The organism is Paraburkholderia ginsengiterrae, from assembly GCF_001645125.1.
In the GTDB taxonomy this organism is placed as follows: domain Bacteria; phylum Pseudomonadota; class Gammaproteobacteria; order Burkholderiales; family Burkholderiaceae; genus Paraburkholderia; species Paraburkholderia ginsengiterrae.
This window is the reverse complement of sequence record NZ_LXKA01000371.1, coordinates 42,451-56,301: the sequence shown is the minus strand read 5'-3', so window position 1 is coordinate 56,301 and position 13,851 is coordinate 42,451. Positions and strand designations below refer to the sequence as shown.

The window sequence follows — 13,851 nt, the reverse complement described above, 5'->3', positions numbered from 1 at the left end:
ATTTTGGACCTGCGTGAGCGGGCATGGATATGGCAACGACAAAGTGCAGACCCGTCAGGGGTTCAGGCCGGATATTGCCGGCACACCTTTCGTGGCGGTCTTCTTGTTCGCCACGGGGTGCGAAGGTCAGTTGCGAAGCCCGCGGCGTGCCGTTGTGAGGCGAAGTGCTGGGCGACGACACCCAGCACGATCGACGGGGTGATCCCGGAGATTCTCAGGTACCCACCGAGTGTTTCCTCAGTCGGACCTATGGCTTTGACACATCCTGTCCAGCCGCCTCAAGAATCAGATTAGCCACTTCTTGTGGCTGAGACAGCAGTGAGACATGGCTTGCATTTATTTCGATCGTTTGGGCCTTCATGCGTTTGGCCATGAAGCGCTCGAGGTCGGGATTGATGGTGCGGTCCTGGGTTGATACGGCATACCAGCTGGGCTTATCGTGCCACGCCGCAACGGTGGTTTTGGCTATTGTGATGGCCTTGCCCATCGGCTGCTGTACGGCGTAGTAGGTTTCGGCTTCTGCTTTGGGGAGGTCGCCGGCAAAGTCAGTGACAAAGGCGCTTTCGGAGAGCTTGGCGTAGCTGTCAGTCGACCATTTCAGTCCTGCCGAGGCCGGCGCGACGGGGAACTTGCGAGTCAGCGCAGGATAGTCTTCACCCGCATCAGGCGCTCGTGCGGCGATATACACAAGTCCCGTTACTTTGGGGTTGTCGCCGGCCTGGCTGATGACCATACCAGCGTACGAATGACCAACCAGCAGTGTCGGTCCGTCCTGCTCGGCCAATACACGGTTCACGGCGGCCACGTCCGCGTCGAGCGACGTCGTTGGATTCTGCACCGCAGTTACGTGCAAGCCCTTTGCCTGCAGTAGCGGAATCACCTTGGCCCAACTCGATCCATCGGCATAGAGGCCATGTACCAGCACAACGTTATGCACAGGTGTGGCGGAGATTACTGTGGTGCTTTGAGCCCAGGCTGCGTTGGTTATCAAAGTGGCCATCGTGATGGTCACGGCAGCGCAAAGCGAATGGGGTTTCATTTGAATTTCCTTATCGGAGACGAGGGGGATTTGCACTGCCACAAACACTTCTGCTTACGCGATATTCCGCACTCAATGATTAAACGTTTCTATGACACGTATAGGAAATTCTCTGACGCTATTGCAGGGCACCGGTTGAAGGCGTCGTGCATGGCAGGATAGGTTTCGCGCTTGCCGTTACGACATGGTATCGCCGCATGACTTGTGTCTCTGTTGCTGTGATTGAATTGAACAGATGTAGGTTGTTCAATCCATTGTTCATCAAATCGTGCGTGATGCTCGTTGGGCCTTCCTTCCGGTTCGGACATTTGATACTGTGACGCACGCTCGTTATAGCTGTCATTGATACGACAGCGGGCGTGATGCGGCAGATCGAACGGCACGAGCAATACAAATATATCGGGAGGCGGCCTTACGAGACGCCGGCAACGCGCCACTGGTGGGTCTCTCATTTAGTCTGTGCAGACATGTATGTTGATGTTTACCGACATCTGATCCGCGCACTTATCTAGATTGAGCCACGCAGAAGCAACGTTCTACAGGTATTCCGCCGAAGGTAACTTTTCGGAATCTGCCGCCTTGGTGGCAGCCGCTCTCATCGGCCACTTTTCCCGCGCTGAGACGTCGGCGATACAACCGGTGAGGGCAACATCCGGACCCACCAATCAATAAGCAGTGCGTCACCTGGCGGCCTCGAACGCAATCGGGGAATGCGCCTTTTAGTTCGGTGCGTCAGCGCATGCAGCCAAAACTGAAAAGAATACGTGAAGCTTGTGCGCCATGACGTTGTATTAGAGCGCATTTTGAGCGCGGCGTCGTATGCGTGGGAGTGAATGCATTTTCTGCATGATGAGTATTCCATTGATAGGGTACTTCCTGGCTCTCACGCGTATTTGTGCGCGCCGTAAACATTCCTTGGCGGCCTTGTCCCGCCAGTCATGTACCACACGTGGAAAACCGAACATGCAAAAGATGACACTCAACAAGAAGCTCCGCTCGATGATCGCGATCCTCTGGATCGGCATGCTATTGATCGTCGCCTTTGGCGCTTGGCAAAGCCGCGAATCAATGATCCTTGAGCGGCGAGCACAGCTCACGACTCTCGTAGATGAAGCGATGAGTGTCGCGAACTATTACTATGGCCTCTCGCAACGTAAGATCCTCTCCGAATCCGACGCGCAGAAGCAAGGGCTCTCTGTGATCGGCGCGATTCGCTATGGCACTGACGGTTATCTGACCGTCAACAACTCGCAGTCGATCATGCTGATGCACCCGATCAAGCCCGAACTCAATGGGACGAATCTCGCCAACTTGACCGACCCCGCAGGCACACATCTGTTTAGAGAGGTCATAAAGGTCGCGAGCGAGCCCAACGGTGGCTTTCTCGAATACGTCTGGGTGAAGCCGGGCCACAGCGAGCCCTTGCCCAAGTTGGGCTACGGCCGCCGCTTCGCACCATGGGACTGGGTGGTTGAAACCGGTATGTACATGGACGACGTGCGTGGCGAGTTCTACGATAGCCTGCTGCGCTGGCTGGGCGTGACCTTCCTCCTGGGCGCCGCCGCCACAGCAGTGATGGTGCTCGTGGTGCGCAGCGTGCGCAGCAGCATCGGCGGTGAACTCGAAGGCGCGGTGGACGCGGCCAATCGCATCGCGCAGGGCGACCTCACCCTGCGCCTGCGGGTGCAAGGCACGAACGAGGCCAGCCTAACGCGCGCGCTCGCAACGATGCAGACAGCGCTCGTGCAAACCGTCTCGCGCGTGCGCAGCGGCGCGGAAAACATCAACGTGGGCGCGAACGAGATTGCGGCTGGCAACACGGATCTCTCGCAGCGCACCGAGGAGCAGGCAGCGGCGCTCGTGCAGACTGCATCGAGCATGGATCAGATGACGGCGAACGTGCGCCAGAACGCGGACAGCGCCCAGCATGCGGCGTCGCTCGCGAGCCAGGCAGCCGACGTCGCCACGCGCGGCAGCGCTGTGATCGACGACGTGGTGCGCATCATGGGCGATATTACGACGAGCTCGCAGCAGATCGGCGATATCATCGGGGTGATCGACGGCATTGCGTTCCAGACCAACATCCTCGCGTTGAACGCGGCCGTGGAAGCGGCGCGTGCGGGCGAACAGGGCCGCGGCTTCGCGGTCGTGGCCGCTGAAGTGCGCAGCCTCGCGCAACGCTCCGCCACGGCGGCCAAGGAAATCAAGGCGCTGATCGAAAAGTCGACCGGCACCGTGACCGAAGGCCAGCAGCTCGTAACCCATGCGGGATCGACGATGACCGAGATCGTGCAGTCGGTGCGGCGCGTGCACGAGATCCTCGAAGAGATCAGCAACGCTTCGCGCGAGCAGAGCGCCGGCATCGAGCAGGTCAACCGCGCCGTGGGCGAGATGGATCAGGTAACGCAGCAGAACGCGGCGCTCGTGGAAGAGGCTGCTGCCGCCGCCCATTCGCTCAAGGATCAGGTGAGCGCGCTGCGCGAGTCGATCGCGAGCTTCCGCCTGCCGGAGAACGGGTGACGTATGGCGTCCGGTGCGGAACGCATGGAGCACGGCTGCAGCTTCGCGGTGGTGGCCATCAGAGTGTGCAGCCTCGAGGGGTGTTCAATATGTCCAGCATGGTTTTCCAGTATGTTGTGTCTTGCTGCAACCGCTAGCAAGCTTGTCCACCCCTCCTATAGCGGATTGTCATAACAGCTAGTCGGTTCGTCGCACTAGGCAATGCACATCCCGATTGGCAGAATCGGGCCATGGAAAACTTCGCTGCCTCTCCTCGTTCCGACGACAGACTTGCCGGAGTCTCGTCGATGGCCACACGGCTGTTACTCGCTGACATCAGCGCGCTTTATCGCGAACAATGCGGTATTGATGTCCATTTCAGGTCTGTGGGCGGAGTCGACGCTGCGCGACTTGTGCGTGAAGGTAATCCCTTCGATCTTGTTGTGCTCGCGAGCGATGCCATCGACGCGCTGATTGCCAGCGGCCACGTGGTGGGTGGCAGCAAGACAAATGTCGTCCGCTCGAACGTCGCCGTGGCCGTACGTGCCGGCACAGCTCATCCTGCAATTCACAACGAGCGGGCGCTCCGTGAATCCATACGCGCTGCGAACCGCATTGGATATTCCACCGGACCAAGTGGTACGGCCCTTATGAGTTTGTTTGCCGCTTGGGGGATAACCGATTCGATGGGCAATCGTTTCGTACTTGCACCCCCAGGCGTGCCGGTCGGGCAGCTTGTTGCCGACGGGGTGGTGGATCTAGGCTTCCAGCAATTTAGCGAACTCATGAACTTACCGGGCATCGATGTGCTGGGGACGATGCCAGACGACTGCGCGATTGTGACGACGTTCTCTGCGGGAGTCTGTACGAACACGACGCACCTCCTGGAAACGCGCGAACTGCTTGATTTCCTGTGCTCGCAGGCAACTGATGAGCTCAAGCAATGCCACGGTATGGGGCCAGCGTGAGCGATGGTAGTTCCCCTTTTTCGATAACTGCCCGTGGGCGTATATGCGCGGTCAAAATGCAACAGCGCGAAAGGCGCTCGACGAATGGTGCAGTCGCTAGACTGCCGGCGCGGGGGCGCCGGAGCATATACGCAAGGCATCGGATCTCTGGGTAAGTTCTTCTTCGCGGTGAGCGTCATTAGACTGCGGTTGGCCCGGTTTCCAGGAGGCGGTTCAACCTGAACGTTGTGACTAACCGCGCTCAACTTACCGACTCGTGGGATCTTCGAGTGGTAGGCGTGAGTCGACCGCCATTTGACGGTGCATGCCGTTTTGGAATTCGATCAATTAGCATCTGACTATGGCGGCTTCTCTCTAGCTCGTCCATACTGCTTTCCAAGCCCACCTCATGGTCATCGCTGAACTCCTCATCAAGCGCAACGTCAGCACGACGGCCACATTGATGATGACGTTGACGGGGCGCATGTGGTCGGGTTAGTGCACGGAGCATTTGTTATCGGTCTGCCTTCCGCGACTAAAGGAGATCAAAATGAACTCGGAAGGGAAGTCCTTGCGTTGGCTCATCGAAAAGTGGTTGGCGCCTTCGCCCGATTTTCCGATTCGCCTGACGCGGTATGGTCGCGCGAACTGCAGACCAGGGCGATGTGTGCTCGTGCAGACGTCCAGAGCGGTCATGCCATTCGAGGTTTTCTTTTTTCGGCACGCTGATGGCGTGTGGCGCGTGTTTCCACCTGCTCCTAACGCTCTCACTATGCACGTGCAGCGCAAGAGGGATAGCGAAGCCGTCAATTCAGAGAGCGAGGTTTCACGTGCCTGATACGACTACGCAATTCGCGGTTGGCATCGCAATTCAACGGTGCCTAACGTTGGTAAAGGCGCCGATGAAACGGTATGACGGAGGCATATCGCTGACACTATGAGAAGTGTCGGCGAATTGCGAATGCAGTCATCCTCGATGGCCGCAAGGGCAGTGAGGATTATCGAAGCATGGCGGGCGTCTAGGATTTGCTTTGCAGTTCAGACCGACCGGCGGGTGTGCGAACCATGCAGGGAACGGTGGCATAGGTTTTCGCCGAGAACTGTCATCCACTTTGCGTGAGACTGCTTCGGGAACGAAAACCTGCCCATCGCAGCTCCTTTTCAACGAAGATAACTCACCAGCGGAAGAAGGGAATGCGCGATCTTAATGAGGGAAACATCACTCAGGCGGTATTGTCGAGTCTCGCGAATATGCCAGAGGGGCGACTGAGGACAATCATTGTCAAACTGATCCAGCATCTGCATGCGTTTGCTCAAGAAACCGGACTGACTGAAGAGGAGTGGAAGTACGGGATTGATTTTCTTACGGAAACTGGGCACAAATGCACAGAGACGCGCCAGGAATTCATTCTTCTGAGCGATACGCTGGGGCTGTCGCAATTGGTCGTCGCACAAAGCCATCGACGCCCGGATTCGGCAACGGAGCAGACAGTCTTCGGACCATTCCACGTGCCGGGCGCCCCCGAAGTGCCCCCTCACGGGGCCGATATTACAAACGGAGCGGCCGGGGAGCCGTGCTTTGTTTTCGCTCGTGTGAGCACGACCGGTGGAGAACCCATCGCGGATGCGCTTGTGGATGTGTGGCAGGCGGACTCGGATGGTTACTACGACGTTCAATTTGCCGGCTGGGACCTTGAAAACGCGTCGTTGCGCGCGAGGCTTCGGACGGATGATAAGGGTACTTTATCGGTTCGCACTGTGTATCCCAGGAGCTATCCGATTCCTACGGACGGGACAGTTGGATTGATGCTGGAAGCGATGCATCGCCACCCAATGCGGCCAGCTCACATCCACTTCATGGTGCAAAAGCCTGGTTTCGACACACTGGTGACGCACGTGTTTTCAGATACTGACGAATATCTCGATTCGGATGTTGTGTTTGGCGTGCGCTCCTCGTGCATCGCTCAGTTCTTGCGGCACAAAGCAGGGATCGCGCCGGATGGCACCACTGTGAATACGGCTTTTTACACGATGCACTGCAACCTGGTGCTAGACACCACCCCCACCGCCTGAATGGTCACGCAGGGCGCTAACTTTATGATGCGAATTTCATCGGTACATCAGGACCGATGAAAGTCAAATCAAACCTAGCAATAAATACCAGAAGATGCCACGCAACAATTTAACCCTTCGATTCGACAACGGTCCCGATAAAGATTTTGCGTATTTGATTGCCGTTTATGAAGACAATCCTGGGTACTCGCACAGGCGCTCGTGAGTGTTGGAATGGCCAAAACGATGTGGAAGATCCCGAAGCAATACAGCCATTTTGTGTACGGCGCAATTCAGTCTGGAGTAACGTGTGCGGTAGCATCCGCGATCGCAAGCATGCAGTTCGTTGCGGAGGGGACGTTTATGTCACACTGGCTGCGGTCATATTTTTTTTCCTGGGTTGCGATGTTACCCGTTGTCGTCGTCGCGGCGCCATCCATCCGCTGGCTTGCCAACCGGATTACGCGTGAATGCTAGCCGTATCGGCAGCAGTCTCGCCTACGACGTGATAAGCAATAACGGCTAGACCGCGGGTCATCCCTCAAGCGAATTGTTCTTCCTCAGTGCGTCTGAGCACTGCTGCCTTCGTTTCCATCGTTCTGGTTCCCACTTGATCAGGTGGGAATCAGATTGAGACTCCGCGCTACGGGGAACAGACGTTAATGACGCAACGCCTATGGTTGTAGAAAAGCTGCTCTTTTTCGCCTTTGCTCAGCTGTTCGACGTGTATGACAACCTGAGACTCCTGAAGAACGGGAAGAGCCGGCTGTTCTAGAAAGCGCTTTGCCGCCTGGTAGATGTAGTCACGGGACGTAAATGCCACTTTTGCGCCACGCCGAATCGCCGCCTAGACGTGAGGGAAGGTGCGATTCCTGGCTATCGTTGGCGCGCAGCACTCTCTATTATCAGCAGAAGGTACTGCAGGCAGAGGACAAATATGCAAGCTTGAAAAATCGTATCCGTGGGCTCTTTGAGCAACGCAAGGGTCGCTACGGGTACGCGACCGGCGTCTTACGCGAACGTTGTCGCTTTGCCCATCGAAGACCATATCGCTCACGGAATCGGCGAGGGCGATCTCCGAACTGCTGATCAAGGTGGTTGACGAACTGTGTAGCGAACATAGATGGAACGGTGCCCGAACTTAACGCTTGCTCGAAGAGCGATATGCCGAGGAACGGTTGAACAAGAGAGCCAGTCCCGCTCTATCCCGATTTGCGGGGCTGGACGAGAGTCCGATTTTCCACTTACTTCACCATCGGCGGTCGTCACTCGTCACGCCGACAATGCTGTGACTGTCGCCATTTTCAGCATGACCGGGTCACGTAAGCACCACCCGAAAACCGTACACCGGTCAGCAGCCATGGTCCCAGTTGCGGCGCGATCTGTCGTCACGATCCGGTCGAATGGCATTCCTTGCCGATTCAGGCAGAGCGCAAACGTTTTCCTCGTGGCGGCCGAGGCGAATCTCGCAAGGCAACACTACATATTGGAAATAAAACGAAAAAATCCCAACATCTAGTGATTTCTTGTAATATGATTTGAGATGAGTAGGTAAAAGTTGCCGTCCGCCTGGCGGCGCACATAGACGTTTTCAGATGGACGGAGAATCACATGTTTGCGGATGTCGATGGACCGTCGTTTATATTCTGGCCGGTTGGCTGTGGTGATGCCACCACCGTCGTAATCAGTGATAGCGAAGTCTTGCAGATCGATCTAAATGATTGTGCACTCGCGGACGAAATCGACAACGGCAGGATTCCCGTCGTCGACGAACTGATTGCCAAGCTGCCCAAGCGGAATGGCAAACCCTATCTCTCATGCTTTGTTCTCACGCATCCGGACGAAGATCATTGCCGTGGGTTTGCGAACCTGCTGAAGCACGTCACGATCGGCGAGTTGTGGCACACGCCGCGGATCTTCCGCGAATACCATAAGGATCTGTGCGCGGACGCGCAGGCTTTCAGGAAAGAAGCCGGGCGGCGGCGCGAAGAGACCATCGCGGTGCAGGGTGATCCCGGCTCGGGTAACCGAGTACGGGTGTTCGGCTATGACGATCTGCTGAAGGAAGAGAAATATCAAGGCTTGCCGAGAGCGTTTCTCACGATACCGGGCAACCCTGTCACCCTGCTGGACGGTATCAACGTAGGGAGCCGTTTCAACGCGTTTATCCATGCGCCATTCAAGGATGATTCGGCTGACAAGCGGAACGAAACGAGCCTTGCGCTGCAGATATTGATCGGCAACTCCACGCGATCGATGGCTGGATTGTTCTTCGGTGATCTTGCGCATCCTACGCTGCGCCGCGTGTTCGATGAGACCCGGAAGCACGGTAACGATAGCCGGCTTTCGTGGGATGTGCTGCTTGCGCCGCATCACTGTTCCAGGAAAGTGATGTTCGATAACGACGAGGTGGAGCAACAGGATATTCTGGACGACCTGAAGTCAGGGAAGCGCAAGGGCGCGTATATTGTGTCGTCTTCGCCAGCCATACCCGGCAGGAACATGCCGGGCGATAACCCGCCCCATGCGAAGGCGAAGTTTCGTTATCTGGAAATCGTCGATGCGCCGGGCAATTTTCTCTGCACCGACGAATACAGTACGTCGAAGAAAGTGCGTCCCATCATCTTCACCGTCACCGACACGGGCATCCGCCTCGTCGATAGCGACTATACGCTGTCGGAGCAAGCCGAAGACGATCTCGCCAAGGCCGTCGCCGCTGTTCGTGGAACGAATACGCCACCCGCGGCGAAGGTCGGGTTCGGCAAGTAATGAGGACCGAAGGTCAACGCTGGGCACTCGAGCAGTTGACGCAGATTGCCGAGAAATCCAATGACGCGCTTGAGATCGTCCAGGTCACGGAGCCGGCTTCGACTGGCGCCGACCTGAGGATCTCGGTTTCCGTCGCGTGCAGCGCCTATACCGTGGCAGCGGGCGGGATTCCGTTCCGGCCGCGAGAGCGCTTACTGATTTTTGTGCCGCCAACATTCCCTCTCGAGATTCCGGCGCTCTGGTTCGCGCATTCCGACTACGGCGGCTTCCCGCATGTGCAGTGGGGGCATACGGTATGTCTTTACCAGTCGCCCGAAACAGAATGGCATCCAGCGGATGGAATGCTCGGCTTCGTCCAGCGTATGCACGAATGGTTACGGGCAGCAGCCCTAAACGAGCTTGACCCAGTGGGACTGCCGCTGCACCCACCCGTCGCCTATTATGACGGTCGGGCGCTGGTCGTGGTGCCGACCGTCAACACACCTGTTGCTGCCGCACCTTTCTGGGCCGGTTATGCCCGCATCGTTCGCGAGAACGAATTTTGTGTTGAACTCGGCGAGTGGCTGGACTACAAATCGCCCGCGTCACAAATGAGCGTCGCGCCTGCGATCCTCCTTCCATCGGACATGCCGTTTGAGTATCCGGAGACCTTCGCGGCGCTGCGGACCGTGCTGCAGGCGCGAGGTATCCCGCTTGACGTCATTCGGCTGCTGCTGACAATCGGCGCATTGCACAACCCGGAGAACAAGCCGCTGGTATTCGTGCTTGGCGCGGCCATGCGAGGCATTGCTGGCGGCGAGCGGCGTCAGCATCTCGCGGCCTGGCGCATCAAGGCAGACGATGCTATCGAGTTGCGCAAGGCCGTGCTCGCCAGAACCAACGACGATCCAGTTGACGAGCGCCTGTTTAATGACTGGGCCGAGAGCGCATCCATTGACTGGTGTTCGGTGCTTGAGGATCGCCCGGAAATCGTGGTGCCAAGGGATGCCGGTACGCCAGCTGCATACTGGCGCGGCCGTCACGTCGCCATACTGGGGTGCGGCGCACTCGGCAGTACGATCGCGACATTCCTGGCACGCGCCGGTGTGGGAAAGCTCACGTTGTACGACAAGACGGTCGTTAAGCCAGGCGTGCTCGCGCGCCAAATCTTTAGCCGACACCAGGTGGGCGTCAACAAAGCGTACGCAACACGCGCAAACGTCCGCCTCATCAACCCGGCGATCGACACTGATCCGCAGCGAACAAATATCATTCATGTCCTTGGGAGTCCCGAGAGCGCGCAGACACTGTTCGAGGCGGATGTCGTCATCAATGCAACGGCATCGATCCGCGTTGCGACTGCGCTGGAACTGTGTCTGCGTGAGCGACCGGGTAGCCATGCGCCGATCATCTCAATGGCGGTCGGGCATCGGGCAGACGCAGGTCTTATGACCTTGGCCAGGAGCAACGGGCCGGGCGTTGCGCTCGACCTCGACAGACGCATGAAACTGGCGTTTGCAAATGCGCCGAGCGCGCGCATGCTGCTCGATGAATTCTGGCCGACAGATGCGCGAGCATCGCGTCTGTTCCAGCCAGAGCCCGGTTGCTCTGATCCCACGTTCGTTGGCTCCGCCTCGGATATCGCAGTACTGACAGGTCGCATGCTGAATGTGGCAGCGGGCTGGCTAGCCAGCGGAACGGATGAGCACGCCCGTGGGTTCGGCATGCAGCCATCTGAGGCCCCACGCGTCCGTGCCGATGAACCGCCTGAAGCGGAGTATTCGTGGCCATCCGATGATGTGCTTGTCGATCCACGTCATGGCTATCAGATCCGGCTTGCCCCTGCGGCTAAATCTGCAATGCTCGGATGGATGCGCAAGTCGGAAAGGATGTGGGGCCCCACGCCGGAGACAGGCGGAATCCTGTTTGGCGAGATCGACCGGTTTCTCAAGATCGTGTGGATCACGGCCGTAAGCGGCCCGCCACCCGATAGTCAGGCAAGTCCAGTGGGTTTTATCTGCGGCACCCGCGGCGTAGCCGAGATGAATGCAGAACAGACCTCGAGAACGAGAGGCTCGGTGGCGTTCATCGGCATGTGGCATACCCATCCGGGCTCGCAACCCGATCCAAGCCATACAGACCGGAGCGCGATGGTGCGGCTGTTCGAAGGTACCGATTTTCAGGCCCATCAGTTTCTGATGCTCATTGTCGGTGGGTCAGCGAAAGCGCCGCTAATAGCAGGCAATGTATTCGACCGTGATGACTGACGCACACCGAGAGTCCTCCGGGACATTTTTGACGCTCGCGCTCTCCGGCGGTGGCTCCCGAGCGATGGCCTTTCATCTTGGATGCCTGCGTGCGCTCAATGACCGCGGGCTGCTGGACAAGGTCAGAGTAATTTCCACCGTATCGGGCGGAAGCGTGATTGGCGCCTGCCTCGCGTACTGGGGCGCGGAGTTCGCTGAGTTCGACCGGCGGATGGTCGACATCCTGCGCAGGGGTTTCAACGGGTCGATTGCAAGGTCTGTTTTTTTCAGCGGCGAAACACCCAAGATTTTCGCAACCCTTCTTTTGACTGCGTTGCCCTCCTTCGCGCTCGGTGCGTTGGGAGCAGTGCTTTCCGTGATACGTGTCATCACGCGATTGCCGACGAGACGACTCGAAAGTGGTCTCGCCCGGCTATCTGGTCTGCTACCAATCTGGGGCAGCCTGACGACCGCGTTCGAAAATGCGCTCGCACGGACGATCTTCGGCGACACAGTGATCAAAGACGTCCGGTGGAAGGGCGTGGAGGTCATTATCAATGCCTGTGATCTGCGCACGGGCACCGCATTTCGCTTTGGTTCCGAAGCATCAGGAGGCTGGCGATATGGCCGCATTGAAGACAACCATATTCCCGTTGCCCGTGCTGTTGCGTCGTCGGCGGCGTTTCCGTTGCTGCTACCGCCGTTGATCCAGAAATTCTCCTTTGTCCGAGGCAACAGGACATCGGCGCAGAAGGTAGTGCTCACCGACGGTGGCGTCTTCGAAAACCTCGGCGTAACCGTCCTCGAACCGGGCAGAAACTCGGGCATCAGTGTGAACAGCTTCAACGCGACGCATATCATCAGTCTGAATGCGGGGGCAGGGCAGGTCGGTGGTGAGTCCAGTCCGTTCTGGTGGATCAGTCGCGTAAAGCTGTCTTTCGAGACGATCCATCGCAAGGTACAGGATGCAACCTATAGCCGGTTGCATCAATACGCGCGCAACGGACTGCTGAAGGGCTTCGGCATGGTGTATCTGGGCCAGATGGACGAACAGTTGCCTTATGCGTCGCCGGACCTGGTGCGCCGTGAGCAAGTGAAGGACTATCCAACTAATTTCGCCGCGATGCGGCAGGCAGATCTTGACGCGTTGTCGTTACGTGGCGAGCAGCTTACCCATATTATCCTCGACCGATATCTGTCTACTCTCTGAATATCGGAGAACCTTTGCAGATGAGCTGATCAAATATGCGCATGATGAAGCCAGTTCAGCCTGGGCATAGCCGCTTCAGCGCAGGACTACAGATGCGTTGTCAACGATGCGACACATCGGGTAATGACCGGGGCGGGGCAGTTGATCCGGAATTGTCAAAATGAACGGTTTATTCCAGGATCGCCGCTGTCGGGGCGCCAACAGGAACATCCCAAGTTAGGAGAAAGTATGCGCGATGAGTTAATGACCGAAGCGCTATGCTGGCAAGTGGAATCAAAGGTTACCGCGGACTACGCATACAAGATAAAGGGCGCATTTGATCTTGACTGCTATTGCCCAAATGACGCCTGCCTCGTCAAGGTGTTTCCCAAGAAGAGGATCAACACCTACTTCTTCGCTCCCGAACGACATGTCGCTGGCTGTTCCAACGAGGCCCGTTCCACTGAAACGTCGCTATTTCCTGGACGGCCGCATCCAAGACCCGCGGAAGAGCCACGCAAAAGCGTGCCAAACCTTCTCGGTCCCGGCCCGACGATAAAGAAGAAAACCGGAGAGCCCACAAAGGCGGAATTGCTACAACTGGCTGTGACCGTCCGTACACTCCCCGCGTACTACCCGGGAACGCTGGAAGAGGTGATTGATGCCTGGATCCAGTTGACGCCCGGGGAGCGTGCGCTACAGCCATTGACTATCGGAAAGCAGCACCTGACGTACGAGACTGCCTTTACGTTTCTTGGCAGTGTTTCCGATGACATCAGTTCGCTGAATCCGCGTGAGCGGATCATTTTCGGCGCGTCGACCGTCAGAGAGGCTGACTATAGCTTTCTTATAGAAAGCAGAAAGCGATTTCTGCATGAAGCGAGGAAACTTCCCCTGCTACTGGTGTCGAGCAAAAAGAAAGTGCTGCCCGACTACCTTCCGACACTGGTAGACAAGAAGGCAACGTTGTTCTGGCACGGCGCCATTCCCGGCTTGACCGACAAGAAGAATGCTTTCCGCTTCGACCTCGATTTCAGTTCTCCATACGCGGGAGTCGCGCTCAGATTCGGAGAGTTGGCATCTTGGACAAGTGCAGCGTCCGAGAACGCTCAGGCTTAAGGTTCTTGGGCT

The 13,851-nt window shown here is 57.4% G+C and carries 10 protein-coding genes; 8 read left to right on the top strand and 2 right to left on the bottom strand.

From position 1 onward, the window contains the following. Positions 1 to 247: 247 nt before the first annotated feature. Complete coding sequence (locus A6V37_RS34910) at positions 248 to 1,039, bottom strand: alpha/beta fold hydrolase (protein WP_064271940.1); 792 nt, start codon at positions 1,037 to 1,039, stop codon at positions 248 to 250. 972 nt (positions 1,040 to 2,011) lie between these two features. On the opposite strand from A6V37_RS34910, the gene A6V37_RS34905 reads away from it, so the two are divergent. The 4 genes from A6V37_RS34905 (at position 2,012) to A6V37_RS42950 (ending at position 7,014) form a co-directional block, all read left to right on the top strand. Next, positions 2,012 to 3,559, top strand: coding sequence for a methyl-accepting chemotaxis protein (locus A6V37_RS34905; protein ID WP_064272045.1), 1,548 nt, complete (start codon positions 2,012 to 2,014; stop codon positions 3,557 to 3,559). 230 nt (positions 3,560 to 3,789) lie between these two features. Continuing rightward, entirely contained in the window at positions 3,790 to 4,506 is a 717-nt protein-coding gene (locus A6V37_RS34900) for a substrate-binding domain-containing protein (RefSeq protein ID WP_242665970.1), read from the top strand. Positions 4,507 to 5,679: 1,173 nt separating this feature from the next. Continuing rightward, positions 5,680 to 6,558 (top strand): intradiol ring-cleavage dioxygenase, encoded by an 879-nt coding sequence (locus A6V37_RS34890; RefSeq protein ID WP_064271942.1) that lies wholly within the window; start codon positions 5,680 to 5,682, stop codon positions 6,556 to 6,558. A 213-nt stretch (positions 6,559 to 6,771) separates the two neighbouring features. Beyond that, complete coding sequence (locus tag A6V37_RS42950) at positions 6,772 to 7,014, top strand: DUF2798 domain-containing protein (protein WP_341845771.1); 243 nt, start codon at positions 6,772 to 6,774, stop codon at positions 7,012 to 7,014. A 166-nt stretch (positions 7,015 to 7,180) separates the two neighbouring features. On the opposite strand, the gene A6V37_RS43270 is transcribed toward A6V37_RS42950, so the two are convergent. Then, the gene (locus tag A6V37_RS43270; protein ID WP_423213169.1) at positions 7,181 to 7,378 is read right to left on the bottom strand and encodes an nSTAND3 domain-containing NTPase; all 198 of its coding nucleotides are present in this window, start codon (positions 7,376 to 7,378) and stop codon (positions 7,181 to 7,183) included. Between the two features lie 770 nt (positions 7,379 to 8,148). On the opposite strand from A6V37_RS43270, the gene A6V37_RS34880 reads away from it, so the two are divergent. The 4 genes from A6V37_RS34880 to A6V37_RS42675 all read left to right on the top strand — a co-directional run bounded on the left by A6V37_RS34880 (position 8,149) and on the right by A6V37_RS42675 (position 13,839). Further along, complete coding sequence (locus A6V37_RS34880) at positions 8,149 to 9,306, top strand: ComEC/Rec2 family competence protein (RefSeq protein WP_064271943.1); 1,158 nt, start codon at positions 8,149 to 8,151, stop codon at positions 9,304 to 9,306. Next, positions 9,306 to 11,552 (top strand): ThiF family adenylyltransferase, encoded by a 2,247-nt coding sequence (locus tag A6V37_RS34875; RefSeq protein ID WP_064286826.1) that lies wholly within the window; start codon positions 9,306 to 9,308, stop codon positions 11,550 to 11,552. The genes A6V37_RS34880 and A6V37_RS34875 overlap by 1 nt, the downstream gene beginning before the upstream one ends. A 28-nt stretch (positions 11,553 to 11,580) precedes the next feature. Continuing rightward, positions 11,581 to 12,741, top strand: coding sequence for a patatin-like phospholipase family protein (locus tag A6V37_RS34870; protein WP_165614500.1), 1,161 nt, complete (start codon positions 11,581 to 11,583; stop codon positions 12,739 to 12,741). Between the two features lie 228 nt (positions 12,742 to 12,969). Further along, the gene (locus A6V37_RS42675; RefSeq protein ID WP_242665971.1) at positions 12,970 to 13,839 is read left to right on the top strand and encodes a hypothetical protein; all 870 of its coding nucleotides are present in this window, start codon (positions 12,970 to 12,972) and stop codon (positions 13,837 to 13,839) included. The last annotated feature ends 12 nt before the right edge of the window (positions 13,840 to 13,851 follow it).